The organism is Sandarakinorhabdus sp. AAP62 (assembly GCF_000331225.1).
Classification (GTDB): domain Bacteria; phylum Pseudomonadota; class Alphaproteobacteria; order Sphingomonadales; family Sphingomonadaceae; genus Sandarakinorhabdus.
This window is the reverse complement of record NZ_ANFY01000014.1, coordinates 13614-39343: the sequence shown is the minus strand read 5'-3', so window position 1 is coordinate 39343 and position 25730 is coordinate 13614. Positions and strand designations below refer to the sequence as shown.

The 25730-nt window shown below is 65.3% G+C and carries 20 protein-coding genes and 1 tRNA gene; 9 read left to right on the top strand and 12 right to left on the bottom strand.

Going from position 1 to position 25730, the window contains the following annotated elements:
* Positions 1–28: 28 nt before the first annotated feature.
* From D619_RS0113060 to D619_RS0113040, 5 genes are read left to right on the top strand one after another with little or no spacing between them, the layout of a single operon-like run.
* Positions 29–985: a metalloregulator ArsR/SmtB family transcription factor gene (locus tag D619_RS0113060; protein WP_017669046.1), complete on the top strand. Its 957-nt coding sequence runs from the start codon at positions 29–31 to the stop codon at positions 983–985.
* On the top strand, positions 985–1929 hold the full coding sequence (gene metF, locus D619_RS0113055) for a methylenetetrahydrofolate reductase [NAD(P)H] (RefSeq protein WP_017669045.1): 945 nt from the start codon (positions 985–987) through the stop codon (positions 1927–1929). Before D619_RS0113060 ends, metF begins: the two co-directional genes overlap by 1 nt.
* The gene (locus D619_RS0113050; RefSeq protein ID WP_017669044.1) at positions 1926–2972 is read left to right on the top strand and encodes a homocysteine S-methyltransferase family protein; all 1047 of its coding nucleotides are present in this window, start codon (positions 1926–1928) and stop codon (positions 2970–2972) included. Before metF ends, D619_RS0113050 begins: the two co-directional genes overlap by 4 nt.
* A complete protein-coding gene (metH, locus tag D619_RS0113045) occupies positions 2962–5706 on the top strand; it encodes a methionine synthase (RefSeq protein ID WP_081587169.1) in 2745 nt (914 codons plus the stop codon). Before D619_RS0113050 ends, metH begins: the two co-directional genes overlap by 11 nt.
* 53 nt (positions 5707–5759) lie before the next feature.
* The gene (locus tag D619_RS0113040; RefSeq protein ID WP_017669042.1) at positions 5760–6500 is read left to right on the top strand and encodes a hypothetical protein; all 741 of its coding nucleotides are present in this window, start codon (positions 5760–5762) and stop codon (positions 6498–6500) included.
* 46 nt (positions 6501–6546) lie between these two features.
* On the opposite strand, the gene D619_RS0113035 is transcribed toward D619_RS0113040, so the two are convergent.
* The 8 genes from D619_RS0113035 to D619_RS0113000 form a co-directional block, all read right to left on the bottom strand.
* On the bottom strand, positions 6547–6975 hold the full coding sequence (locus D619_RS0113035) for a hypothetical protein (protein ID WP_017669041.1): 429 nt from the start codon (positions 6973–6975) through the stop codon (positions 6547–6549).
* Between the two features lie 229 nt (positions 6976–7204).
* A complete protein-coding gene (locus D619_RS0113030; RefSeq protein WP_017669040.1) occupies positions 7205–7633 on the bottom strand; it encodes a PaaI family thioesterase in 429 nt (142 codons plus the stop codon).
* 140 nt (positions 7634–7773) lie between these two features.
* A complete protein-coding gene (gene yghU / locus D619_RS0113025) occupies positions 7774–8634 on the bottom strand; it encodes a glutathione-dependent disulfide-bond oxidoreductase (RefSeq protein ID WP_017669039.1) in 861 nt (286 codons plus the stop codon).
* Positions 8635–8825: 191 nt separating this feature from the next.
* Entirely contained in the window at positions 8826–10046 is a 1221-nt protein-coding gene (locus tag D619_RS0113020; protein WP_020480487.1) for a DUF6596 domain-containing protein, read from the bottom strand.
* Between the two features lie 4 nt (positions 10047–10050).
* Complete coding sequence (locus D619_RS0113015) at positions 10051–10404, bottom strand: YciI family protein (protein WP_017669037.1); 354 nt, start codon at positions 10402–10404, stop codon at positions 10051–10053.
* Positions 10405–10526: 122 nt separating this feature from the next.
* Complete coding sequence (locus tag D619_RS0113010) at positions 10527–11741, bottom strand: serine hydrolase domain-containing protein (protein ID WP_017669036.1); 1215 nt, start codon at positions 11739–11741, stop codon at positions 10527–10529.
* 31 nt (positions 11742–11772) lie between these two features.
* Positions 11773–11994, bottom strand: a complete 222-nt coding sequence (locus D619_RS0113005) for a DUF6356 family protein (RefSeq protein ID WP_017669035.1) — start codon at positions 11992–11994, stop codon at positions 11773–11775.
* A 25-nt stretch (positions 11995–12019) separates the two neighbouring features.
* Positions 12020–13477, bottom strand: coding sequence for a sodium/solute symporter (locus D619_RS0113000; protein WP_017669034.1), 1458 nt, complete (start codon positions 13475–13477; stop codon positions 12020–12022).
* Between the two features lie 58 nt (positions 13478–13535).
* Between D619_RS0113000 and D619_RS0112995 the strand changes: the two genes are divergently transcribed.
* A tRNA-Val gene (locus D619_RS0112995) sits at positions 13536–13610 on the top strand.
* Between the two features lie 255 nt (positions 13611–13865).
* A complete protein-coding gene (locus D619_RS16660) occupies positions 13866–17270 on the top strand; it encodes a TonB-dependent receptor (protein ID WP_081587168.1) in 3405 nt (1134 codons plus the stop codon).
* 192 nt (positions 17271–17462) lie between these two features.
* Here the strand turns inward: D619_RS16660 and D619_RS0112985 are convergent, their stop codons facing one another.
* Positions 17463–19571, bottom strand: a complete 2109-nt coding sequence (locus D619_RS0112985) for a penicillin acylase family protein (protein ID WP_017669032.1) — start codon at positions 19569–19571, stop codon at positions 17463–17465.
* Between the two features lie 8 nt (positions 19572–19579).
* Complete coding sequence (locus D619_RS0112980) at positions 19580–21610, bottom strand: S9 family peptidase (RefSeq protein WP_017669031.1); 2031 nt, start codon at positions 21608–21610, stop codon at positions 19580–19582.
* Between the two features lie 129 nt (positions 21611–21739).
* Between D619_RS0112980 and D619_RS0112975 the strand changes: the two genes are divergently transcribed.
* Positions 21740–22417, top strand: coding sequence for a nitroreductase family protein (locus D619_RS0112975; RefSeq protein WP_017669030.1), 678 nt, complete (start codon positions 21740–21742; stop codon positions 22415–22417).
* Positions 22418–22427: 10 nt separating this feature from the next.
* On the top strand, positions 22428–23600 hold the full coding sequence (locus tag D619_RS0112970) for an acyl-CoA dehydrogenase family protein (protein WP_017669029.1): 1173 nt from the start codon (positions 22428–22430) through the stop codon (positions 23598–23600).
* 131 nt (positions 23601–23731) lie between these two features.
* Here the strand turns inward: D619_RS0112970 and D619_RS0112965 are convergent, their stop codons facing one another.
* Entirely contained in the window at positions 23732–24553 is an 822-nt protein-coding gene (locus D619_RS0112965) for a DUF6671 family protein (protein WP_017669028.1), read from the bottom strand.
* Positions 24546–25583, bottom strand: a complete 1038-nt coding sequence (gene pyrC, locus D619_RS0112960; RefSeq protein WP_017669027.1) for a dihydroorotase — start codon at positions 25581–25583, stop codon at positions 24546–24548. The genes D619_RS0112965 and pyrC overlap by 8 nt, the downstream gene beginning before the upstream one ends.
* Positions 25584–25730 lie beyond the last annotated feature (147 nt).

Below are 25730 nucleotides of genomic sequence, written 5' to 3'. Positions count from 1 at the left end.
GTCTTTAAATGCGTGTAAAGGGCCGGTCATGGAGCCGCTGCTCGCCATATTCCGCGCCATTGGAGATCCCAGCCGGCTGCGCATCCTGCTGCTGGTGAAGGGCATGGAGCTGGCCGTGGGCGAAATTGCCCAGGTGCTGCAACAAAGCCAGCCGCGCGTGTCCCGCCATCTGCGCATCCTGGCCGAATCGGGCCTGGTGGAACGGGTGCGCGAAGGCGCCTGGGTGTTCGTGCGGCTGGGGCCGGTGGCCATCAGCGGCCCCGCGCTGGCGGCTATCGAGGCGCTGGCCAGCGTCGTTCCCGGCGCCGCCGATCTGGGCGCCAGCGATCGGGCCCGGCTCAGCCAGGTGCGCGCCGACCGGGCAGCGGCGGTGGACAGCTGGTTCGCCGCACACGCCGGCGAATGGGAACAGGAACGCAGCCTGCACACCCGCGAAGCCGGGGTGGAACAGGCCATCGTCGCTGCGCTTGCCGGTGATCTGGGTGATCTCGTCGATGTCGGCACTGGCACCGGGCGCATGGTGGAACTGCTCGGCCCGCGCGCCCGCTCTGCCTTGGGGCTGGACCGCAACCCGGAAATGCTGCGCCTGGCGCGCAACCGGCTGGAAGCGGCGGGCCTGACGAGCGCCCGCGTGCAGGCCGGTGACATGTATGAAATGCCGCTTGGCCCTGCCAGTGCCGATACGCTGGTGCTGCACCAGGTGCTGCATTTTGCCGATAATCCCGCCGCCGCCATTGCCGAGGCCGCGCGCGTGCTGCGGCCCGGTGGCCGGCTGCTGGTGATCGATCTGATGCCGCACAATCGCGAGGAATTGCGGGTGGAACGCCGCCACCTGCGCCTGGGCTTTGCTGATGAGGCGGTGCTGGGCTGGATGGCCGATGCCGGGCTGGCGGGCGAAGTCGCGCGGCGGCTGCCGGCGGAAGCCGCGGATCAACTCGGCGTGACGATGTGGTTGGCAACCAAGCCGGCCGTAAGGGTGAAGTGATGAACCTGACTCTCAATCAGATGGCCGAAGCCGCGCGGGCGCTGAACGGCCCATTGTTTGCCGATCTGCCCGGCGATCTGGCGGTGAGCTTTGAATTCTTCCCGCCGAAAACCCCGGCTATGCAGGAAAGCCTGTGGCAGGCCGTGGAAACACTGGTGCCGCTGAACCCGCGCTTTGTGTCGGTGACGTATGGCGCCGGCGGTTCGACTCGGGAACGCACCCACGCCACGGTCGCGCGCATCGTGCAGGAAACGCCAATCCCGGCTGCCGCGCACCTGACCTGTGTGAACGCCACGGCCGAGGAACTTGATCAGATTGCGGATGAATATTGGGCCGCTGGCGTGCGCCATATCGTGGCGCTGCGTGGTGATCCGCCCCAGGGGCCCTTGGGTGGAGAGGCGAAATTCCAGCCCGTGCCCGGTGGTTACGCCAGCGCCGCCGAATTGGTTGCCGCCCTCAAGCGCCGCCATGATTTCGAGATTTCGGTAAGCTGCTACCCGGAAACTCACCCGGAAGCCGCCAACGCCCAGGCCGATCTGGACGCGTTGAAGGCCAAGCACGACGCCGGCGCGACGCGGGCGATCAGCCAGTTCTTCTTTGAACCCGATACCTTCTTCCGCTTCCGCGATCAGGTGGCCGCCGCCGGCCTCGATATCGAACTGGTGCCGGGCATCCTGCCAGTGAGCAATTATGCCAATCTGAAGAAGATGGCGGTGAGCTGCGGCACGCATCTGCCGGAGTGGATGGGGCGCCTGTTCGACGGTCTGGATGACAAGCCCGCTGCGCGCCAGCTGGTCGCCGCCACCGTGGCCGCCGAAATGTCGCGTCGGCTCTATGCCGGCGGCGTGCGGCACTTCCACTTCTACACATTGAACCGCGCCGAATTGTCGTACGCCATCTGCCATCTGCTGGGCGTGCGGCCGGTGCAGGAGACCCACGCATGACCGCCGCTGAATCGCTCCGTGCCGCTGCTGCCACCAGCATCATCGTGAAGGATGGCCCCTATGGCACCGCCATCCAGAATCTGGGCCTCACTGCCGCGGATTATGCCGGCCAGATTGCCAGCAATCATGATCAGAAGGGCAACAACGACATACTGAACCTGACGCGGCCCGATGCCATCGCCGGTATCTGCAACCGCTATATCGCGGCGGGTGCGCGGCTGCTGGCCACCAACAGCTTCAACGCCAACCGCATCAGCCAGGCCGATTACGGCATGGAAGACCGCGTGCGCGAGATCAACCTCGCCGCCGCCCGCATCATGCGCGACTGCGTGGACGCCGCCATCGCGGCTGATGGCATCCAGCGCTGGGTAGCGGGCTCGCTGGGGCCGACCAACAAGACGCTGTCACTCTCCCCGCGCGTGTCTGACCCCGGCTATCGCGAAGTGACGTTCGATGGCGTGAAGGATGTGTATCGCGAGCAGATCGATGCGCTCTTGGATGGCGGGGTGGACTTCATCCTGATCGAGACGGTGTTCGATACGCTCAACGCCAAGGCCGCCGCCTTTGCCGCCGCCGAGGCGGCTGACGCCCTGGGCCGCGAGGTTCCGGTGATGCTGTCGATGACGCTCACCGATCTGTCGGGCCGCAATCTTTCCGGCCAGACGGTGGAGGCCTTCTGGCACTCGATCCGCCATGTGAAGCCGGTGGCCGTCGGCCTCAACTGCTCGTTCGGCGCCACTGAACTGCGCCCGCACGTACAGGCGCTGGCCCGGCAGGCCGATACACTGATCATGACCTATCCCAACGCCGGCCTGCCCAACGATCTGGGCGCCTATGACGAACAGCCGGAAACGACGGCGGGCTTCATCCGTGGTTGGGCGGACGAAGGCCTGGTCAACATCGTTGGCGGCTGCTGCGGCAACACGCCGGAGCATATCGCCGCCATGGCGCGGCAAGTGGCGGGCCTGCCGCCGCGCATCATTCCCCATCCCGAAACGGCCCTGTATCTGACGGGCCTTGAGGCGCACCGCTATGCAGCGTGAGAACCCCTCTCCCGCCGCGCCTTCGTCGCGAGTCGACCTCTCCCCGGCGGGGAGCGGTGATGGTGCTTCACCTCTCCCCGCCGGGGAGAGGTCGAGCGACGGCGCAGCCGGCCCGGGAGAGGGGCTGGCCAGCGCTTCCTTCATCAACATCGGTGAGCGTACCAATGTCACCGGTTCGGCCGCATTCAAGAAGCTGATCCTGAACGGCGATTACACCGCGGCCGTGGAAGTCGCGCGCCAGCAGGTGGAAAATGGCGCGCAGATCATCGACGTGAACATGGACGAAGGCCTGCTCGACAGCGAAGCGGCCATGGTCACCTATCTGAACCTGATTGCGGCCGAGCCCGACATCGCGCGGGTGCCGGTGATGGTCGATTCATCGAAATGGAGTGTGATCGAAGCGGGCCTCAAGTGCCTGGTTGGCAAGGGCATCGTCAATTCGATCAGCATGAAGGAAGGCGAAGCGCCGTTCCTCGCTCAGGCGAGGAAGTGCCTGCGTTATGGCGCGGCCGTGGTGGTGATGGCGTTCGACGAACAGGGCCAGGCCGACACGGCGCAGCGCAAGGTGGAAATCTGCGAACGCGCCTACAAATTGCTCACCGGCATCGGTTTCCCGCCGGAAGACATCATCTTCGATCCCAACATCTTTGCCGTCGCCACGGGGATCGAGGAGCACAATGGTTACGGCGTCGATTTCATCGAGGCGACGCGCGAAATCCGCAAGCGCTGCCCGCACGCGCATGTCTCGGGCGGTGTCTCCAACCTGTCGTTCAGCTTCCGCGGCAACGAGCCGGTGCGCCGGGCGATGCACTCGGTGTTCCTCTATCACGCCATCGCGGCGGGGATGGACATGGGCATCGTCAACGCGGGCCAGCTTGATGTGTATGACGCCATCGATCCGGAACTGCGCGAGCTCGTCGAGGACGTGGTGCTCAACCGCCGCGCGGATTCGACCGATCGCCTGCTGGCGGTGGCAGACAAGTTCAAGGGCGGCCCACAGAAGGCGGCTGATCCGGCTGCCGAATTGTGGCGGACATGGCCGGTGGAAAAGCGGCTGGAACATGCGCTGGTCAAAGGCATGGACGCGTTTGTTGAAGTGGACACCGAGGAAGCGCGGCTGACCGTGGCGCGGCCGATCGAGGTGATCGAAGGCCCGTTGATGGCCGGCATGAACGTGGTGGGTGATCTGTTCGGCAGCGGCAAGATGTTCCTGCCGCAGGTGGTGAAATCCGCCCGCGTCATGAAGAAGGCGGTGGCGCACCTGCTGCCCTATATCGAAGCCGAAAAGACCGAAGGCGCATCGTCGAAGGGCCGCATCATCATGGCGACCGTGAAGGGCGACGTGCACGATATCGGCAAGAACATCGTCGGCGTTGTCCTCCAGTGCAACAATTTCGAGGTGATCGATCTGGGCGTTATGGTGCCGGCGCAGACCATATTGGACGCGGCGGTGAAACATGATGCCGACATGATCGGCCTGTCCGGCCTGATCACGCCCAGCCTGGATGAGATGGTGCATGTGGCCAGCGAGATGAGCCGAGCGGGCATGACCATGCCGCTGCTGATCGGCGGCGCGACCACCAGCCGCGTGCACACGGCATTGCGCATTGCGCCGGCCTATGAGGGGCCCGTGGTGCATGTGCTCGACGCCAGCCGCGCCGTGGGTGTGGCGGGCACGCTGGTTTCGGATACGCTGAAAGCGGCGCTGGTGGCTGAAACGGCGGCCGAATATGAGAAGATCCGCATCCAGCGCGCTGGCGGCGGCCAATCGGCGCTGGTGCCGTTGGCGCAGGCCCGCGAAAACGCCTTCCCCACCGATTTCATCGCGCACCCGCCGGTGAAGCCCAATTTCGTCGGCACGATGACCATCGACGATGTGACGGTGGAGATGCTGATCCCCTATATCGACTGGACGCCCTTCTTCCGCGCCTGGGAACTGCACGGCAATTATCCGGCGATCCTCACCGACGAGGTGGTGGGCGCCAGCGCCTCCAGCCTGTTTGCCGACGCGCAGGTGATGCTGAAAACCATCGTGGCCGAAAACTGGCTGCATCCCAAGGGCGTGATCGCCATCTGGCCAGCCCGGCGCGAAGGTGATGATGTCGTGCTGTTCGCTGATGAAAGCCGCAGCAGCGCCGTCAAGCGCCTGCCGTTCCTGCGCCAGCAGATCGCCAAGCGTGATGGCCGCGCCAACATGTGCCTGGCCGACTTCATCCACCCTGAAGCCGACTGGCTGGGCGGCTTTGCGGTGCAGGCGGGCGAGGGCATCGATGTGCAACTGGCCCGCTTCAAGGCCGGGCATGATGATTACAACGATATCCTGCTGAAAGCGCTGGCCGACCGGCTGGCCGAAGCCTTTGCCGAATATCTGCACGAGCGCGTGCGCCGTGAAATCTGGGGCCATGAAAAGGGCAACAAACAGTCCAACGAGGATCTGATCCGCGAGCGCTACACCGGCATCCGCCCGGCGCCGGGCTATCCGGCCTGTCCGGAACACAGCCTGAAAACCCATCTGTTCGACCTGATGAACGTGGAAGCGCGCGCCGGCATCACGCTGACCGACAGTTTCGCCATGTGGCCGACAGCCGCCGTTTCGGGCTTCTATTTTGCCCATCCCGAAAGCGCCTACTTTGGCGTGGCGCGGGTGGGGCCGGACCAGCTGGAGGATTATGCCGCCCGGCTGGGGGTAAGCCGCGAGCGGGCCACCCAGTTGCTGCGGCCAAATCTCGACTAGCCGGGCAGGGCTTGCGCGAGGTAGGGAAGGCGTCCCTGCCCTTTGCCCGCCCTGTGAACGCCCCCGCCTCCTTCCCGGCTCCAGCCGGCTATCTGGCTCGCCAGCGCGGCCTGCTGCCGGATTGGCGGCGGGTGCCGGTGCTGGCCATCGTCATCGCGCTGCATGTCCTGCTTATCCTGCTGCTGTTGCTGCTGGCGCCGCCCTTGCCCAAGGGCAAGCCGGGCGTGACCAGCATGGTGGCGGTGAATGTCGCCGCGCCCAGGCCGCAGCGTGCCCAGCCCAAGCCGCAGCAGCAGAAACGGGCAGAGAAGGCGCCGAGCAATCCGCAGCCCAAACCGCTGGTGACCGTGCCCGATGCCCCGCCGGCCAAGTGGAGTTTTGGTGATCCGGCGCTCAGGGATTTTGATCTCAGCAAGTTGCCGCCGGCCGACAGCGCGCCGGCCCAGATGGCCGAAGCCGGCCCGCCTGACAGCGCGGTGGTGGGCGTCGCGCCCGATGGGTCAAAGCTCTACGCCGCCGAATGGCAGCGCGAACCCACCGATGCGGAACTCGCTTTCTACATCAGGAAGGCGCGCTATTCCGGGCCGGGGGCCTATGGCCTGATCGCCTGCCGCACCGCGCCGCGGTTCAAGGTGGAAGATTGCCGGCCGATCGGGGAATCGCCCGGTTCCGGCATGGGCTACGCGGTGAACGAGGCCGCCTGGCAGTTCCGCGTGAAGCCGCCGCGGGTGAACGGCGTTTATCAGGTGGGGACGTGGGTGAGCATCAAGATCCACATCTCGCCGACCGAGTGAGGGGCCGGCACGACCGCGCCGGCCCCACCATCTCAAACCGATTGCATCACGGGTTCCACTGTCCGGAACCGGTTTGCATCGTGCCCTTGCCCGAACCGGAGATGACGCCGATGCGTTTCGCATAGCCACCGGTCAGGCCCTGCAAATGGCCCCAGCACGACATGCCGGTCGCCTGCGCGCCGGCGCAGCCCCAGGTCGAGGTCCAGGTGCCGCCGGCATCACCGCCATTGCAGATCATGTGCTGATCAAAGACCTTGGCATTGTTCGGCTGAGTCATGGACACGCAGGTGAAGTTCGACATCACCTTCTTGCCGTCCATCATCAGTTCACTGGTGCCAGACCAGGCCGCTGCGCCGAACGGCCGGCCATCAGGCCCGGCGCCGCCCACGAGCGTGCTGGGCGCGCTGGATGTGGAAACATAGGTGAAGCTTTGCGCACTGGCGACACTGGCGCTGGCCAACAAGGCAAGCGACATAATCCCGAAAACTCGTGTTTTCATGGCTTTCCTCCCCCAAAGACAGTCACTCATGTGCTGTCATTCTTCTGCGGGTCTGCTTTTTGGATAAAGGGGCTGGATTGCTCCCAAAGCCAAATTGGGGACTCGCAGTAGGGAAAGTGTGGGCCGTTCAGGCAGGCCTGTCGAACGAAAAAATTAACAGTTATTTATGAGCAGCTTGCATGCCAATAGATTGCCGGGACCGGCTTCAGCCACCGGTCATCGATCGCTGCACCTTGTTGGCGTCGATCAGCGTGATGGTGCTGCTGGCCTTGGCCAGCACCTTGCCATCCAGTGTCGTCAGCCGGCCTTCGGCAAATAATGTCCGCCCACCCGCCCGTTCGATCCAGGCTTCGGCAAGCACACGGCCGGGATTGGCCGGCGCGAAATAGCTGACCTTGATCTCCAGGCTGATCGGCACGCGTTCAAAGCCGAATTTTGCCATCACGGCGTGGGCCATGGCGGCATCGATCCAGCCGGCGACAAAGCCGCCCTGCGCCACGCCGCCGCTGTGGCAGATGGCCGGCAGCACTTCATATTCGATCACCGCATGGCCGGGTTCGAAGCGGACGATGCGGCGCTGCGCGAGACTGTGGGGCAGGGAGCCTTCGGGGCCAGTGTCGGGCGGTTGGGGCATGGCAAGCCCCTCTCCCGCCGCGGCTGCGCCGCGAGTCGACCTCTCCCCGGTGGGGAGAGGTGAAGAGGCGGCATCACCTCTCCCCGCCGGGGAGAGGTCGAGAGACGCGCCCTCGGCGCGGCCCGGGAGAGGGGTCTCGCTCATTTGCCAATCTTGTCCTGCGTTTTCGTCTCGAAATCGCTGGCGTCGTGGCGTTCGTGCAGCTGGCTGGCCGGATCGCCAAAGGCGCGGTTGACCATGCGGCCGCGCTTCACGGCCGGGCGCGTGCCGATCTGCTTCGTCCAGCGGATGACATTGGCATAGCTCGCCACATCGAGGAATTCGCCGGCGTCATAAAGCAGGCCCAGCGCCAGTGCGCCATACCAGGGCCAGATCGCCATGTCGGCAATGCTGTATTCGCTGCCCGCCATATACTCATGCTCGGCCAGATGCCGGTCGAGCACATCCAGTTGCCGCTTCACCTCCATGGCATAGCGGTTGATCGGATATTCCTGCTTGGTGGGGGCATAGGCATAGAAATGGCCGAAGCCGCCGCCTAGGAACGGCGCGGAACCCATCTGCCAGAACAGCCAGCTCAACGCCTCGGTGCGGGCCGGCAGGGCGGTGGGCAGGAAGGCACCGAATTTTTCCGCCAGATAGACCATCATGGCGCCGCTTTCGAAGATGCGGGTGGCCGGGGTGGTGCTGTGGTCCACCATCGCCGGGATCTTGCTGTTGGGATTGATCGCCACAAAGCCGGATCCGAACTGGTCACCCGCGCCGATGTTGATCAGCCAGGCATCATATTCCGCCCCTGCATGGCCCAGCGCCAGCAGCTCCTCCAGCAGGACGGTCACCTTCACGCCATTGGGTGTGCCCAGGCTGTAGAGCTGGATCGGATGTTTGCCGACCGGCAGGTCCTTGTCATGTGTGGGGCCCGCGATGGGGCGGTTGATAGCGGCAAAGCGCCCGCCGCTCTCCTTGTCCCACGTCCAGACTTTTGGCGGCACATAGTCAGTCATGTCACGTCTCCTGACGGGGGTGGCGCTGTTGTGGCGGCTGGCTGGGGCTTTGCCAACCCATCAGCTTGGCGAGAAAATCTTGGGGGCCGGCAAGGCAAAGGGTGGGACTGGCTTTTCCCGTTCTGACGTTTCCTGCCGATTGCGGGATCGCCGGGCGGCGGAACAGCCCAGGCGGGGCCTTCATCCCCTGGTCAGGCCCGACCGGCCAGCAGGAAGGCGCGAACGGCGGGATCGCTGGTCAGGCCGGCGGCGCGGCGGGCGGCGGCGCGGGCAGCGGACTGATCACCCAGGGCCGCCAGTGCCTCGGCGCGAACCGCCCACCACGGCTGATGATCGCTGCAGCGTGCCGCGACCGCATCGAGCGCGGCCAGCGCCGCCGGGGCGGCACCGGCAGCGGTGAGGGCGGCCGCGCGCGCCACCAGGGCGCCAATGCTGGGGGCAATGTCGAGCAGGCGATCATAAAGGCCGATCAGCGGCGCGGAGAGATCGGCACCGGTCAGCCGCTGCTGATTGTGAAGCGACTGGATGGCGGCTTCCAGCTGGAAGCGGCCGGGCTGGCCATGTTGGGCGGCCTGGCGCAGGGCTGCCTCGCCTTCGCGCACCAGATCGCGGTGCCACAGGTTGAAGTCCTGCCGATCGAGCGGGACGAAACCGCCGCTGGCATCGCGCCGCGCTGGCCGCCGCGCCTCGCACAGCAGGATCAGCGCCAGCAGGCCGGCGTTTTCCGGATCATCCGGGGCCTGGCCAGCCACCAGCCGGGCAAGGAACAGGGCTTCGGCAGCAAGATCGGATGGGGAATCGCCTTCCAGCTGATCCCAGCCGGCGCCATAGGCCGCGTAGATGGCGGTGCGGATGGCGGCCAGACGGGCCGGGCGCTCCACCAGTTGCGGCACGGTGAAGGCGATGCCGGCATCGCGGATGCGCGCCTTGGCCCGCACCAGCGCCTGCGCCATGGCCGACGGCGACACCAGAAAGGCCGCCGCGATCCGGGCCGCATCCAGCCCCAGCACCGCCTGCAGCATCAACGGCGCCTGCACGCGCGGCGTGATGGCGGGGTGGGTGCAGACAAACAGCAGTTTCAGCCGCTCATCGGGCAGATCGGTGTCGGGCGTTTCGGCGCGCTCCGCATCAAGCAGGGCCAGCGCCGGCGTGGCAGCGACGCACGTTGCAGCCCTGGCGCGGCCATGGCCCAATTGGCGGCGGGCGACGGTGAGCAGCCAGGCATCGGGATTGGCCGGCACGCCATCATCCGGCCAATGCGCCAGCGCCCTGGCCAGCGCGTCGGCCAGCGCGTCTTCGGCGGCGGCAATGTCGCGGCTGTCGCGGGCAAGCAGCGCGACCAACCGGCCATAGGACGTGCGCGCCGCCACTTCGGCCGCCCGGTGAGCGGGGGAAGCGGCAGCGCTGTTCACGGGATCAGACCAGATCGGGCGGAATGGTCGGGCGCACTTCCACCGATCCATCGACCACGCAGGGTGCGCGTGCCGCCCAGGCCAGCGCGGCATCGAGATCCTCGACCTCGATCAACGCCATGCCGCCCAGCATTTCCTTGGTGTCGGCAAAGGGCCCGTCTTCCACCTGCCATTCGCCGGCCTTGATGCGCAGGGTGGTGGCGGTTGGCGGCTGCATCAGGCCTGCGCCGCCGCGCATGATGCCTGCGGCACCCATGGCACCCATGTAGGCGCTCCATGCGCCCCAATAGGCTTCAGGTTCCGATTGCTCGCGGGCGAAATCGGCGGCGGTCTGATAATAGATCAGGGCAAATTGCATGGCATGGCTCCATCAACGAACCGGGCCGGGATGGCGGGTTCTGGATGATGAGCGGTGAGCATCGCGCAAATCGACAGTGGCGCAAAATATTTTTGGCCGGGTTGGCTTGCGTCGCGGCCCTTTCAATCGTCCAGCGCGGCATAGACCATGGTGCGCATTTCCTTGCGCACCGGCCAGGTGCTCGACGGGATGAGCTGGGTCATGAAGATGCCGATCAGGTCTTCCTCGGGATCGATCCAGAAGAAGGTGCTGGCGGCGCCGCCCCAGAAATAATCGCCGTTGCTGCCGGGCATCAGCGTCTGGCTGGCGTTCATGGTGGTGGCAAAGCCGAGGCCGAAGCCGACGCCATCATAGGCGGCTTCGCTGAACAGGGATTTGGACAGGGAGGCGATGCTGCCGCCGCCGGGCAGGTGATTGGCGGTCATCAGATCGAGCGTCTTGCGGCTGATGATGCGGTGGCCGTTCAGCGTGCCGCCATTGAGCAGCATCCGGCAGAATTGCAGATAATCCTGCGCCGTGGACACCAGCCCGCCACCGCCGGAAATGAAGCTGGGCGGCTTGAGGTAGGACGAGGTGGCGGGATCGTCCTGCAGGGTGATGGTGCCGGTCTTGTCGGGCTGATAGCAGGCGGCAAGGCGGTGGGCCTGGCCTTCGCGGACGTGGAAGCCGGTATCGACCATGCCGAGCGGCTGGAAGATGTGTTCGGCGAGATAATCCTCGAATTTCTGGCCGGAAACCACCTGCACCAGCCAGCCCAGCACATCGGTTGCCACCGAATAGTTCCAGGCGTCGCCGGGTGAGAATTCCAGCGGCAGCCTGGCCAGGGCCTGGATCATGCCCTCCAGCGTGCCGGCCTTCTCGATCTCGCCGATCTTCTCGCGGCGATAGGCTTCATCGACATTGGTGCGCAGCTGGAAGCCATAGGTGAGGCCAGCAGTGTGGCGGAACAGATCGACCACCTGCATCGGGCGGGTGCAGGGCCGCGTCTGGAAACCCAATTTGTGCGTGCCGGCGACGAACACGCCGAGATTCTTCCATTCCGGGATATAGCGGGCGACCGGATCATCCAGCGCGATCTTGCCCTGTTCGACCAGCATCATCAGCGCCACCGAGGTGATCGGCTTGGTCATCGAATAGATGCGGAAGATCGTGTCTTCGCGGCACGGAATGCCGCGTTCGACATCGGCCAGCCCCTGCGCGTGGCTGTGCGCAATCTCGCCATGGCGGGCAATCAGCGACAGGGTGCAGGGCAGGCGGCGGGTGGCGATGTATTTTTCGGCGAGATGCGCATCGAGGCGGGCAAGCCGGGCCGGCGACAGCCCCAAGGTATCGGTCATCGCGTGCATCCCCCCAGTTTGTTGTGGCCGATCAGAAGGTCGGCTGGTCGTATTTGCGCGGGGCGACCTGGCGGTGCAGTTCGCAGATCGCATCGGAACCGGCCGTCTTGTAGAGGCCGGGCACCAGCCCGTGGACGAAGCATTTCAGGCTGGCGACGAACATGCGGCCACCCACGCCAAAGGCGGCGCCCATATGCTCGGTATAGCTTTCGTTGACCACGCGCGGGTGTTCGAGAAACAGGCGGGTGAACATGCGGACCTCGTCAGCCGGGAATCAGTCAGGCCATATTGGCCGCAGCCGCGCGATGCCGCAACCGTGCCGTGCCGCCCATCAGGCGATTGATCGCCAGCGCCACCGCGATCGTGGCCAGCAGCGTCACCAGCATCAGGTGGATATAGTGGGCGGGCGTCCACATCCAGGTGAAGACGGCATAGAGGCCAACACCGAAGAGCAGCGCCAGCATCACCGCGGCGGCGCGGATGCCGCTGAACAGCAGCCCGCAGATGAAGGCGGCGAGGATCGGCATGGAGAGCAGGCCGTTCAGTTGCTGCACCAGATTGATGATGGAAGCGGCCCCGCTGTAGAGTGGCACCAGCGCGATGGAGATGGCCACGAACCCCAATGAGATGAACGTGTTGAGCCGGCCGACATTGGGGTTGCGGTTGATATAGGCTTCATGGATGTCGCACACCCACAGCGTTGTCGTGCTGTTGAGGATGGAGGTATAGTGGGTGAGCACGGCCGCCGCCATGAAGGCCGCAAACGCGCCCGAAGCCCAGGTGGGCATCACCTCGGCGACGATGCGGCCATAAGCGGTGTCTCCCAGCGGGCCGAACAATTTGTAGCTGGCGATGCCGGGCAGCACGACGATGGCCGGCACGATGGCGAGGCGGATGAGCCCGGCGGCGAACACGCCTTTCTGGCCTTCGCGCAAGCTGGGCGCGGCCATGGCACGCTGGGTGATGTTCTGGTTGGTGGACCAGTAGAAGGTCTGGATGAAGATCATGCCGGTGAGCAGGGTGGGCCAGGGGATCGGACTCTGTGGCCCGCCGACGAGGGTCAGGCGCTCAGCGGGGATGCCGGAGAAATCCCAGCCGATGGCTTGCAGGGCCAGCCAGACGATGGCCAGTGCCGATCCGAGCACGCCAACCCCGGCGATCGTATCGTAAACGGCAACGGCGCGCAGGCCGCCGAGGATGGCATAGAGCGAGCCCGCGACTCCCAGCACGGCCGCCAGCGGCAGCAGCGGCAGATCGGTGCCCGAAACCGTCCGCAGGAACAGGGCGCCGGTGTAGAGGGTGATCGGCAAATAGATCAGCAGATTGCCGGCCAGGAACAGCGCCGAAACCAGGGCGCGCAGGGCGGGCGAGTTGTAGCGTTTCTGCAGCAGCTCGGTCGTGGTGGTGCAGCCTTCCCGGTAATAGACCGGCAGGAAGACCAGCGCGAGGATGGCAAGGCCGGCCACCGCCGAAAGCTCCCACCAGGCCAGCAGAAGCATCTGCTGGCCATTCATGCCCACAAGCTGATCGGTCGAAAGATTGGTGAGCGTGATGGAGCCAGCAATGAACGGCCAGGTGAGCCCGCCGCCGGCGAGGAAATATTCGCGGTTGTCTGCCGCGGCAGAGCGCTTGCCCTGCTTGCGGCCCATGCGCCGCACCTGCCAGATGGTGGCAAGTGCCATGGCAAGGGTGAGCGCGATGAAGACGGCAGTCTGGGTCGTGTCGAGCGTGGCCATTGCCGCCTAGGTTGCACGAACCGCTGCGCGCCGCTAGGGGCGGCAGTGGCTGCGGCGTGGGCGCTTAGCTCAGTGGTAGAGCATCTCGTTTACACCGAGAGGGTCGGGGGTTCGAAACCCTCAGCGCCCACCACGCCGCAGCCCGGCCAGCGTGCGTGCTTCGCGCGGACTCGCGCAAGGCCGGGCTGGCTGCCGGCGATGCGGTGTTGCTGCACTGCAACACCGGCCCGCGAACTGGCCGCCCTGCTGCTCCGTCATGAACAGGCCATGAAGCTGTAACAGAAGCGTCACATTTCCCCGGCAGAGGCGAACGCAGTCTCAGGTGCGGGAAGTGATTCCCGCCATTTGCGCTGTCATTGCATTCCCATTCTCTAAAGGGGCCCCTCACATGCGTCATCTTCGTCTTGGTGTTGCGCTTGCCGCGCTTGCCGTTCCGGCTGCTCTCATTCCGGCTGCCGTGCAGGCCCAGGAAGTCAGCTCCGCGATCTCCGGAACCGTGTTGAGCAAGGATGGCGCCCCGGTTGCCGGCGCTGAAATCGAAATCCTGCACACGCCGACCGGCACGCGCGTCACGGTCACGTCGGGTGCGAACGGCCAGTTCTCCGCCGCCGGTCTGCGCGTTGGCGGCCCGTTCTCGGTCACCGTGAAGGCGCCGGGTTACCAGGGCCAGACCATCGAAGACATCACCGTTGGTTCCGGTGAAAATTTCAGCGTCACCGCCGCGCTGGAGCCGTCGGACACGGCAGAGACCATCGTCGTCACCGCCAGCTCGCTGCGCCGTTCCGGTGTGGTGACCACGGGTTCGGCCACCGTGCTGTCGGCCAAGGAAATCGCTTCCGTCACCTCGGTGAACCGCGACATCCGCGACGCCGCGGCCCGCGATCCGCTGACCAGCTTCGATCCGGTGCTGCGCGGCGTGTCGATCGCCGGTGCTTCGGCCCGCGCCAACCGCTTCACCATCGACGGTGTGTCGGTGCAGGATGATTTCGGCCTCAACCTCGGCGGTCTGCCGTCGCTGCGCGGCATCGTTTCGCTCGAAGCCATCGGCCAGCTGGCGGTGAAGTCGGCGCCGTTCGACGTCGGCCAGGGCAATTTCACCGGCGGCGCCATCGACGCCGTGCTCAAGTCGGGCACCAATGATTATCACGCCGTCGCCTATGGCAGCATCGGCGGCAAGGGCCTGACCGGCCGCGAAGTGCGCGGCGCCATCATCCCGCAGGCGCTGCCGTTCCGCAACTATGGCTTCTTCGCCTCGGGCCCGATCATCAAGGATACGCTGTTCGTCGCCCTGAACTATGAGCGGCTGACCGAAGGTGCCCAGATCATCTCGTCGGGTATCGCCGGCGAAGGCTTTGCCAACGCCATTCCGAACATCGGCGATTCCTCGTCCACGTCCGACGACCGTTCCATCGTCAACGGCATCATTGCCACCACCGAAAGCCGCTATCGCTATGATCCGCTGGACACGTTCCAGCAGATTTCGGAACGCGACCGCAAGATTTCGGGCAAGATCGACTGGAACATCACCGACGGTCAGCGCTTCTCGTTCACGTACATCGATCACTTCAACTCGGTGCCGCTGCCGGGCGGTGGTTCGAGCAACTCGAACACGGCGCCGAACGTTGGCCTGCAGTCCAACAGCTATGAAGGCACGGAATCGACCAAGGTCTATACCGGTCAGCTGAACTCGACCTGGAGTGACAAGCTGTCGACCGAACTGCGTGTCAGCTATCGTGACTATGTGCGCGGCCAGGTCGGCTACAACGATGAAGGCTTTGCCCAGTTCCAGGTCTGCACCAATCCGAACAGCATTGCGGCTGGCAGCAACCCGACCAACAACAACATCAACTGCGGCACCAACGCCCGCGTGACCTTCGGCACGGACTCGTTCCGTCACTCGAACTCGCTGGCGACCAGCAACCTGAATTTCCAGTTCAACATGCGCTACAATGCGGGCGATCACCGCATCAAGTTCCAGGTTGAAGGTGTCCGCCAGAAGGTGAACAACATCTTCGTGCCCAACTCGCGCGGCAACTTCTATTTCGACTCCGTCGCCGATTTCAACGCCGGCAATGCCAACCGCGTGACCTTTGCCAACGCGATCAACGGCGATCCCAATTCGGGTGGCGCCGCCCGCTTCACGCTTTATTCCTATGCCGTTGGTATCCAGGATGAATGGCGCGTGACGCCGGAGCTGACCGCGCTGATCGGCGCGCGCTTCGACGCCTTCTCGTTCGACGACAGCCAGATCACCTTCAACCAGAATTTCGTCAACCGCTATGGCTTCCGCAACACCACGTCGATCAACGGTGTTTCGGTGTTCCAGCCGCGCTTCGCGTTCAACTGGAAGCCGGAAGAGCGCGTGCGCGTTTCGGGCGGCGTCGGCATCTTCAGCGGCGGTGTGCCGATGGTGCTGTTCTCCAACAGCCTGGCCAACGATGGCACCCGTCTCAACACCATCGATCTGGAACGCCAGTTCGTGAACGGTGTGGCGACAGGCAACTTCATCGACCGCAACAATGCGACCACCAACCCGCTGGTGCAGGCGCAGATCAACGCGGCTGGTGCGGCGGCGCTGAACAATGTCGATGGCTTCGGTCTGCAGAAGAATCCGGTGGTCAACAACTATCTGGCCACCAACGTCGCCTCGCTGGCGCAGGCCACCACCAACACCGTCTCGCCTGATTTCAAGATGAATTCGGTGGTCCGCGCCAACCTCAGCGCCGAATATAATGCCGATCTTGGCTTCCTCGGCGATGGGTGGGTGTTCCGCGTCGATGCGGCCCACACCTGGAACCGCAACAGCTATACCATGATCGATCTGCGGGCGATCCCGAACGGCACCCTGCCGGATGGCCGTCCGCGCTATCAGGGCATTGCGGGCAGCGCTGGCAACGATCTGCAGTTGCGCTCGGTGAGCGGCGGCAAGGCGTTCGTGATCGCCGGCTCGGTGGCCAAGGAATGGACCAATGGCTTCAGCATCCAGGCGGCGTACACGCGCCAGCGCATCACCGATTTCCTGACCGACACGGGCGGCACCACGGCCGCCGGTTCGTACAACGTGGTCGTGCGTGATCCCAACCAGCCGGATGCGGCCACCTCCACGCTGCAGGTCGGCAATCAGGTTCGCCTGACGCTGAACTATCGCAACAACTTCTTTGGTGACAACGAGACCAACATCCAGATCTTCGGTCTCTATCGCCAGGGTCGCCGCTACAGCTACACCTTCAACGATCCGGGTGCGGGCCGTGGCAGCGTGTTCGGCACCACCGGTGGCAGCCGTTACCTGCTGTATGTGCCGAATGTCGCCAACCTGGCGATCCCGACCGGCACGGCGGCGGTGAATACCACCATCGATTCCATCGTGCAGTTCAATGGCACGCCGGCCCAGCTCACGGCGTTCCGGGATTTCATCCTGGGCACCGAACTGGCTGATTATCAGGGCCAGATCGCTCGTCGCGGCATTGCCAAGAACCCCGATTTCTACACGGTGAACCTGCACGTCTCGCAGCAGGTGCCGCTGTTCGTGGGCAGCAGCAAGCTGACCGTGTTTGCCGACATGGAGAATTTCCTGAACCTGCTCAGCGACAAGTTTGCCTTCCGCGAACTGTCGGGCCGCGCCCAGCAGGCGCGTATCGTCGACGTCGCCTGCATCAATTCGACCGGTGCCGTGGGTACGCTTGCCCAGGGTTGCGCCTCCTACCGCTACTCCAACTTCAACGTGCCGGCGCTGGAAACCTTCCAGCGGCAGTCGGCCTGGACGCTGCGGGTTGGCGCACGGGTCGAGTTCTAAGCGCCGTCGGGCGCACGGATAGCGCAGCTATCCGCGCGCCCGACAAGCACGGACGGCAAATGAAAAGGGCGGCCCCTCAGGGCCGCCCTTTTTGATTTGTCCGACCCCGGATCAGGTCCGGGGCGGGCATTGCAGCTTTGCCGCGCTCTTTCTTCCTTCTGCCTTCGGCATCCTCAGCGGACTCGGCAGCTCTCAATATGCTTCCCGCTTCTCCAGATTCAATTCAACATCCGCCCGTGTCAGCCATAATTGGCGGAAGCGTTTTTCGCTCAAGGCCTCCAGCTGGTCACTCCGGTGCGGGGAGCCCGGCTGGCTGCTGTTGCCATAGCTCATGGTGGCGATGGCCTTCATTGGCGTGGTGAACTGGATCAGGTTGACCCAGGTTTCGCCGGCTTGTGGCGTGCGGCTCCCGTCCTTCCAGGGCCACCAACTGATGGTGCGGAACAGGCCGAGGCCGCCTGCACCGCCATGGCCGGGGAAGGTGATGCTTTCTCCTGCGCTGAAACGCGAAACGTCTCCGTAGCGGGGATCAAGCCGGCCGTGCCGCGCCATCACGGCCTGCGCGGCGGCTTTCAGCATGGCGGTGGCGACCGCATTGTCCCTGATGCCGGATGGCGTGTTCACCGGATCATCCAGGGTCCAGCGGCGTTCGTAGTTGGCCTGATCATTCAAATCGGGCCCGGCGAAGCGCGTGGCCCATTCCTCGAACAGGATGGCGGCGCGGCTGTCTGGTTCAAACCGATTGTCCCATCCTGTCAGCAGGTCGCGCGCGGCGGCAATGTCCGGGTCAGGGTTGCTGGCGACTGCGGCCAGCAGGGCGGGTTTCATGCGTTCCGCCATCAGGCTGGTGGTGGTGAGCTTGCGGCGCTGGAACTCGGCGAAGGACAATTTGTCGGAACCAGCCAGCAGCCGGGCCGACATCTGGGCCCGCAGACTCGTTGGTGCAAGCGGTGCGACGTAGGCGGGATAGTCCCTGGGATCGATCACGCGCGGCAGGCTGTTGACCCATGGCGTGTCGTTGGCGTTCTGGACAAAGCCACCCGGCGGATCGAGCGCCTTGGGCAGGCTTTCATAGGGTTCGATCTCGGTGGAGATCAGGTCGCTGCGGTTGCCGGGGACGATGCCCGCCCAGAAGGCGTGCGTCCCGCCCGTCTTGTGGCGAGGCAGGATGCCGTTTGAAATGTGGAACACATGGCCGGCGCGATCGGCATAGACGATGTTGAAACTGGGGATCTGCACCCGCTTCAGCGCTGCTTCAAAGCCGGCGAAATCCTGCGCCTTGCCCATGTCGAGATAGGCCTGCAGCACGCCGGGGCGATCGAGGCCGGCGATGCGCACGGCAATCGGCTTGCCGTCCACATCGAACACCGGGCCGTGCACGCTGTGGCGCTGGATGAAGCTTTCGCGCTTCAGGCTGCCGTCGCTCTGGCGGATCAGCAGCGATCTGGTGACGCGGCGATAGGCCATCACCTTGCCGTCGAGCCTGTAGCCGCCGGGCGCTTCTTCCAGCGCAAAGCGCGTCGCACCCAGCATGTTGTTGACGGTGTTGGTGAAGCCCAGATTGTTGTTGAAGGCAAAGCGCAGCACCGGCAGGCCGACCTGCGTCGCGCCATAGACGCTGTAGCCCGGCGCGGTGATCTGCGCCTCGTAGTAGGTGAGCAGCGACGGCGCCCATGGCAGGTGTGGATTGGCCAGCAGCATCGCCGCGCCATCGCTCGTCCGCTGCGGCGCAACGGCCCAGCCGTTGGAACCGCCGGCATCACCGTCGCCACCATCACCATTGTTGGCATCACCGATACCGGTTGGCTTGAAATCCGCCGGCGGAGTGAGCATGCGGCCCATGGGGGCAACATAGAGGAACTGCATCAGCCGATGGGCGTGGGCCATCACGTCCACCCCAGTGATGGGCAGCACGCGTTTGAGTTCGGCCGGCACATGATCCGGGTGGGCGGCGAGATAGGCGTTGATGCCAGCGGCAAAGCCATCGAGATTGGCGCGCATCTGCGGTGTTTGCGCCTTGTACCAGGCCTTGCTGCGCTCCGGCGCGTCGTGGGCGATCAGGTAGCGATCGAGGGCGGCATAGTCCGCGCCCCAATATTCGGCCGCCCGCGCCCGGCTTTCGCCGTACATCCTGAGCAGGATATTGCCGTGGCTGGCCGCCTGCGCCCAGCCAAAGCCCTTGAAGGCGCCGGCTTCACTGTCGGCATGGATGTGGGGCACGCCATAGCGATCCCACAGCACTTCATCAGCCAGGGCCGGGGTGGCGCTGGCCAGCAGCAGGGCAAACACGGCAAGCTTCATGGCGGGCCTCAATTCTTCTTGAACCGATTGTACCAGTTGATCACCGCCAGGTTGGACTGCAGCCATTGCGATGGTCGGCCCATGCCGTGGTTGGCGCCTGGCAGGCGTACCATCATGGCCGGAATGCCGCGCACCTGCAGCGCCTGATAATAGGCCTCGGTCTGGGCGATGGGGGTGCGATAATCCTCTTCGCCGGTGATCAGGATGGTGGGGGTCTTGACCTTGCCGACAAGGCTGAAGGTGGAGCGCCGCCAGTAAAGGTCGCGATTGTCCCACGGATTGCCGACGACCCAGTTGGACAGGGTGAGCGCCGGCAGATCGGAGGTGAGCGCCTGGATCGACCAATCGGTGACCGGGCGCAGGGCGGCGGCCGCATTGAAGCGGTCGGTCTGGCCGATGGCAAAGGTCGTGAGCACGCCGCCGCCGGAGCCGCCGCCGATGAACTGGTTGCGGGCATCGGCCCAGGGACGTTTCAGCACTTCGTCCATGCCGGCCATCAGGTCGCCATGGTCGGGTCCGGGATATTCGCCGCCATATTCGGGCGTGATGCCATTGGCGAACTTTTCGCCATAACCGGTTGATCCGCGCGGGTTGGACCACAGCACGACATAGCCAGCTGCCGCATAAAGCTGGTGGGTGATGGAAAAATAGGGGCCGTAATCGCCGTTCGGCCCGCCATGGATTTCCAGCGCGACCGGGTATTTCCTGGTCGGATCAAAATTGGGCGGATATTGCAGCCAGCCTTCGATGGTCAGGCCATCAGGCGCCTGCCAGGTCAGCCGTTCCATGGCGCCGATCTGCTTTTCGGCCCGCCATTTCTCGTTGAAGTCGATCTTGCCGATCAGCTTGCCGGCGCGCATCACGCCCAGCGCGGCGGGGCGGTCGGCCTCTACCGTGGTGAAGGCATGGGTCTCGCCATTGCTGCTCCAGTCGCCGCCAGACGACGGGAGATAGAGGCGGGTGCCGCCGATGGCCGGAACGATGGTCTTGGCCGCGCCGCCGCCTACCGGAATGGCGGCCACCCTGACGATGCCGACATCGCCATAGGCGACGTGGAGCGCCTTGCCGTCCCTTGCCCATTCAAATGCGCCGACCGGCCGATCGAGCGCTGCCGACAGCTGCACCGGATCGCCGCCGCTCAGCCGCCGCAGCCACAGGCCGGGCTGGCAATAGAATTTCGTGGTTTTCGGGCAGCCGGTCCAGGCCAGCCACTGGCCATCGGGGGAGAGGCGGGGATTGGACTCGCTGCCGTCGATGCTGGTGAGTCGTTCAGGCGCGCCGCCACTGGCCGCGATCCGGTAGAGATCGGATTCGCCGGCCAGCCGGTCGTTGCCGGGCCGCACGGCGGCGGCATAGACAAGGCTCTGGCCATCAGGGGCCCAATTGGCGCTGCCTTCGATCTGGTCGCTGTCGCCCTTGGTCAGCTGGGTGGGTGCGCCGCCGCTGCTGGCCACAACGTAAAGCTGATCCGCGCCGGGCTTGTTGTAGCCGCCATCGTTGGTGCGATAGCTCCAGTCGGTGATGACGCGGGCCGGCGCGGCCCAGCTGGCGCCGGCCGGGGCCTCGGGCATACCGGCAATCCTGGGCGCTGGCGCTTCGGCGCGGCCGGTGAAGGCGATGGAACGGCCATCCGGGCTGAAGGCCAGGCCGCGCGGCGCGATGTTGCCGCTGGTGATAGGTTTGCCCACGCCGTCGGCCACATCCATCACCCAGATCTGCGGCTTGCCCAGCCAGTTGGCCACATAGGCAATGCGCTTGCCATCCGGCGCCCATACCGCGCCCGAGGCACCGGTCTGGGCGGGGATCAGCAGGCGCTTGTCGAGACTGGTCTTGCCCACCGCCGCCAGCCACCATTCGGTGGTGCGCCGGTCGGTCTGGATATCGAACTGCATGCGGGTGAACAGCACATGGTTGCCATCGGGCGACGTCTTCACGGCGTCGGTCATGCTGATGCGGTAGAGATCGGCCGGTTCCACCGGGCTGGCGGCATGAAGGGCGGTGCTGGCCAGCAACAGGCCGGCGGCGATGAGGCGGTGCATGGTGTGTTCCCCCAATTGAAGCGCCAATCTTGGTCGGGCCGCGACGCAACTGCAAGGGCTGCCCCCGCAAATTGCAACAGGCTGGTCGCGGCCAAGCTCCCGCGCCATAACGGGGGGAGGAGGCGAACCATGCAGCCGCACGATCAGGTGCCATTCCGCGATTTCGAGGCGCTGGCCGAGGCTGAAATGCGGGCGCGGGCGCGGGATTTCCACGCGCTCATGGCCCGCCGCCACAGCTGCCGCGATTTCGCCGATACGCCTGTGCCACAGGCCATCATTGCCGATTGCATCCGGGCGGCAGGCACGGCGCCCAGCGGCGCCAATCACCAGCCATGGTTTTTCGCTGCCATCAGCTCACCCGAACTGAAGGCGCAGGTGCGTGCCGCCGCCGAAGTGGAAGAGCGCGGCTTTTACGACGAGGGCAAGGCGCCGGAGGATTGGCGGGCCGCGCTGGCCCCGTTGGGCACCGATGCCAACAAGCCCTATCTGGAAACCGCCCCCTGGCTGATCGCCATCTTTGCCCAGCGCCGCGGCGGGCCCAGGGCGGGCGACAGGCAGAAGAATTACTACATCAACGAATCCGTGGGCATCGCCACGGGCATGTTGATCACCGCGCTGCACCAGGCCGGGCTGGCGACGCTGACCCACACGCCCAACCCGATGCAATTCCTGAATCGCATCTGCGGGCGGCCGGATGATGAGAAACCCTGGCTGCTGCTGGTGGCCGGCTATCCGGCGGCCACCGCCACTGTTCCTGTCCACGCGCTGATCAAGAAGCCGCTGGACGATATCGCCGCATTCCTGTGAGGACCCGGACATGAGCATCAGCTTCGACGAATGGCGGGCGCGTTCGCCCTTCTACAACGAAACCCATGAAGCCGTGTCGGCCAGCGTGCGCCGCTTCATGGCGGCAGAAGTGTTGCCCAATATCGACCAGTGGGAAGCGACAGGCGAACTGCCGCGCGAACTCCACAAGAAGGCGGCCGACGCCGGCATATTGGGCCTTGGCTATCCGGAGGAATATGGCGGCCACAGCGAAGGCTTTGATGTCTTCCACGGGCTGACCCAGTCGGAAGAACTGGCCGCCGCCGGCGCTGGCGGGCTGGGTGCCAGCCTGATGACGCACGGCATCGGCCTGCCGCCGATCCTGGCGCTGGGCAGTGACGAGATGAAGCGCCGCATCGCGCCGGCGGTGCTGGCGGGCGAGAAATTGATCAGCCTGGCGATCACCGAGCCTTCGGGCGGATCGGATGTGGCGCAATTGAAGACCCGCGCCGAGAAAGTGGGCAACAAATATGTGGTGAACGGCCAGAAGATGTTCATCACCACCGGCATGCGCGCCGATTACATGACGGTGGCGGTGCGCACCGGCGGGCCGGGGATGAAAGGCATCTCGCTGATGTTGATCGAAACCGATCGGCCAGGCGTGAGCCGCACCCGGCTCGACAAGATGGGCTGGCGCTGTTCGGACACGGCGGCGGTGTATTTCGACAATGTCGAGGTGCCGCCGGAAAACATGATCGGGCCGGAAAATGGCGGCTTCATCGGCATCATGCGCAATTTCAACAGCGAGCGGCTGGGCATGGCCCACGGCTGCTGTTCAATGGCGCGAGTGGCGTTGAAGGAAGCGATGGACTGGGCGCAGCAGCGCGAGACGTTCGGCAAGAAATTGGGCGCGCATCAATCGATCCGCATCAAGCTGGCCGATTGCGCGCGGCAGATCCAGGCGACGCAGGCCTGGGTCGATCTGTGCGCGCACCAGCATCGGCAGGGCGTGGGCGTGCCGGCGGATTATGCCATGCTGAAGGTGCAGGCGACCCGTATGCTGGAACATGTGGCGCGTGAGGCGGCGCAGGTGCTGGGCGGCGCCAGCTTCATCACCGGATCGAAGGTGGAGCGCATCTACCGCGAAGTGCGGGTGAACGCGATCGGCGGTGGTTCCGAAGAGATCATGCTCGATCTGGCCGGGCGGCAGATGGGGCTGGGGTGAGAAGCAGGGGGAGCAGAGGGTAGTGCTGTCGAACGGCCCCACCCCCGACCCCTCCCCTGAAGGGGAGGGGAGAGGTTAGAGGCAGCGGCACTCTGCTCCCCTCCCCTTCAGGGGAGGGGTCGGGGGTGGGGTCAGGGATTGCACCAGTCGCAGCTCGCCGGGCTCGCCGCCGTCACGCCGTCGGGACGGGGGCGCTTTCCGCGATGCGCACACACGCCGCAACCGTCGATGATGGCCAGCACGCCTTGCGTTGGCTGATTGCAGGACGAACAGGGCAGGCCACGCAACAGATCGACCTGACCCCAGCCGGGGGCGCCGCAAGCCGGGCAGCGCGTGCCCAGCCGCGCGGCGAGCCTGCCGGCCAAGGCGCGGATTGCGGCCATGCGGGTGGGGTTCATGTGGGCGCGCATGTCGGTTTCGAGGCGGTTGCCGGGCCAGGCCAGGGGCGACAGTGTTGCCATGTCCTGCACGCCGGTGGCCAGCACGGCGCCATCGGGCCCCTTCACCACCAGCGCGTGGGAGGGAAAGCCGATGCGGGTGAGGAAGGGAGCGATGTCGCCGCCATCCGTCACCTCGTGCTGGGCGAAATTGGTGCGGCGGGAAACGGCGGAGAGGGTGAGTTCGAGGCCGCGCGGCGCGTCGACGAAGGCCAGGGTTTCTACCCCGCCGGCGCCGAACGGCAGCCACGGGTGCGGCCCGAAACTGCCCTCGCTGGCCAGGCCCAGATCAAGGCCGGATGCCGCCATGCCGGCGCGGGCCTTCGCCAGTGCGGCCTCGGCCGCGGTGCCGGCGCGCAGCGTGGTGCCAGTGAAGGTGCCGAAGGCATCGGTGGCGATGGCGACGGGCTCGACGATCAGGCCCAGCCGGCGGGCCAGCGGCGGCGCCAGCGCGCGCGCCTTGCCATGCTGCGTGGCCAGTGAGACGCGCAGGCCTGAATAGGGATGATCAGGCAACGAAGCGCCAGTCCAGCACCTCGCCAGCGTGGAACGGCACCAGTTCGCTGCCCGCCGCCGGGATGCGCGCCGGCACCGGTGTGGCCACCCGTTCCAGCGTGATGAAATCGGCGTTCAGCGGCAGGCCATAGAAACGCGGGCCATGTTCGCTGGCAAAGCCTTCCAGTCGGCCCAATGCGCCTTCTTCGTCGAACACCTTGGCATAGGCTTCGATGGCAAAGGGCGCGCAATAGATGCCGGCGCAACCGCAATCGCTTTCCTTGGTTTCCACCGCATGCGGCGCGCTGTCGGTGCCCAGGAAGAATTTCGGATTGCCGCTGGTGGCCGCCGCCCGCAGCGCCTGGCGGTGCAGTTCGCGCTTGGCGACGGGCAGGCAATAGAAATGCGGGCGCATGCCGCCTTCGAACATGGCGTTGCGGTTGATGGCGAGATGGTGCGGCGTGATGGTGGCGGCGATGTTGGGGCCGCTGTCGCGCACGAAATCCACAGCATCCTTGGTGGTGATATGTTCGAACACGATCTTCAGCGCCGGGAAATCGGCGACCACGGCTTTGAGGATGGTTTCGATGAACACCGCCTCGCGGTCGAAGATGTCGACCGAGTGATCGGTCACCTCGCCATGGATCAGCAGCGGCATGGCTGTCCGCTGCATGGCTTCCAGCGCCGGATAAATGTGGCGCACATCGGTGACGCCGTGGGCACTGTTGGTGGTGGCGTGCGCCGGGTAGAGCTTGGCGGCGGTGAAGATGCCTTCCACGTGGCCGCGCACCAGCTCGTCCGGATCGATGCCATCGACCAGATAGCAGGTCATCAGCGGTTCGAACGTCAGGCCCGGCGACACCGCGGCGCGTATGCGATCCCGATAGGCGGCGGCGGCAGCAGCCGTCGTCACCGGCGGCTTCAGATTCGGCATGACAATGGCGCGTGCAAACTGGCGGGCGGTGGCATCGGCCACGGCCGCCAGCATTGGCCCATCGCGCAGATGGACGTGCCAATCATCGGGGCGGCGGATGGTCAGGGTTGCGCTCATGTCCGGCCTGTTACGCCGTTCATTGCGCCCGGAAAAGCCCTTCGAAACAGGGACACTCCGGAATGTTGCGTAAAGCCTTGGCGCGGGCTGCGGCGTAAAAGCAAGGCAGGGATGGAGGCTGGCCGGCAATCGGCCTTTCGGATTGGC

Excerpts from the sequence above, each read along its gene's own strand:
- D619_RS0113000 (WP_017669034.1), bottom strand. The coding sequence starts at position 13,477 with ATGGCCACGCTCGACACGACCCAGACTGCCGTCTTCATCGCGCTCACC.
- D619_RS0113060 (WP_017669046.1), top strand. The coding sequence starts at position 29 with ATGGAGCCGCTGCTCGCCATATTCCGCGCCATTGGAGATCCCAGCCGG.
- metH (WP_081587169.1), top strand. The coding sequence starts at position 2,962 with ATGCAGCGTGAGAACCCCTCTCCCGCCGCGCCTTCGTCGCGAGTCGAC.
- metF (WP_017669045.1), top strand. The coding sequence starts at position 985 with ATGAACCTGACTCTCAATCAGATGGCCGAAGCCGCGCGGGCGCTGAAC.
- yghU (WP_017669039.1), bottom strand. The coding sequence starts at position 8,634 with ATGACTGACTATGTGCCGCCAAAAGTCTGGACGTGGGACAAGGAGAGC.
- D619_RS0112970 (WP_017669029.1), top strand. The coding sequence starts at position 22,428 with ATGAGCATCAGCTTCGACGAATGGCGGGCGCGTTCGCCCTTCTACAAC.
- D619_RS0113030 (WP_017669040.1), bottom strand. The coding sequence starts at position 7,633 with ATGCCCCAACCGCCCGACACTGGCCCCGAAGGCTCCCTGCCCCACAGT.
- D619_RS16660 (WP_081587168.1), top strand. The coding sequence starts at position 13,866 with ATGCGTCATCTTCGTCTTGGTGTTGCGCTTGCCGCGCTTGCCGTTCCG.
- D619_RS0112985 (WP_017669032.1), bottom strand. The coding sequence starts at position 19,571 with ATGAAGCTTGCCGTGTTTGCCCTGCTGCTGGCCAGCGCCACCCCGGCC.
- D619_RS0113015 (WP_017669037.1), bottom strand. The coding sequence starts at position 10,404 with ATGCAATTTGCCCTGATCTATTATCAGACCGCCGCCGATTTCGCCCGC.
- pyrC (WP_017669027.1), bottom strand. The coding sequence starts at position 25,583 with ATGAGCGCAACCCTGACCATCCGCCGCCCCGATGATTGGCACGTCCAT.
- D619_RS0112980 (WP_017669031.1), bottom strand. The coding sequence starts at position 21,610 with ATGCACCGCCTCATCGCCGCCGGCCTGTTGCTGGCCAGCACCGCCCTT.
- D619_RS0113010 (WP_017669036.1), bottom strand. The coding sequence starts at position 11,741 with ATGACCGATACCTTGGGGCTGTCGCCGGCCCGGCTTGCCCGCCTCGAT.
- D619_RS0113050 (WP_017669044.1), top strand. The coding sequence starts at position 1,926 with ATGACCGCCGCTGAATCGCTCCGTGCCGCTGCTGCCACCAGCATCATC.
- D619_RS0113035 (WP_017669041.1), bottom strand. The coding sequence starts at position 6,975 with ATGTCGCTTGCCTTGTTGGCCAGCGCCAGTGTCGCCAGTGCGCAAAGC.
- D619_RS0112975 (WP_017669030.1), top strand. The coding sequence starts at position 21,740 with ATGCAGCCGCACGATCAGGTGCCATTCCGCGATTTCGAGGCGCTGGCC.
- D619_RS0113005 (WP_017669035.1), bottom strand. The coding sequence starts at position 11,994 with ATGTTCACCCGCCTGTTTCTCGAACACCCGCGCGTGGTCAACGAAAGC.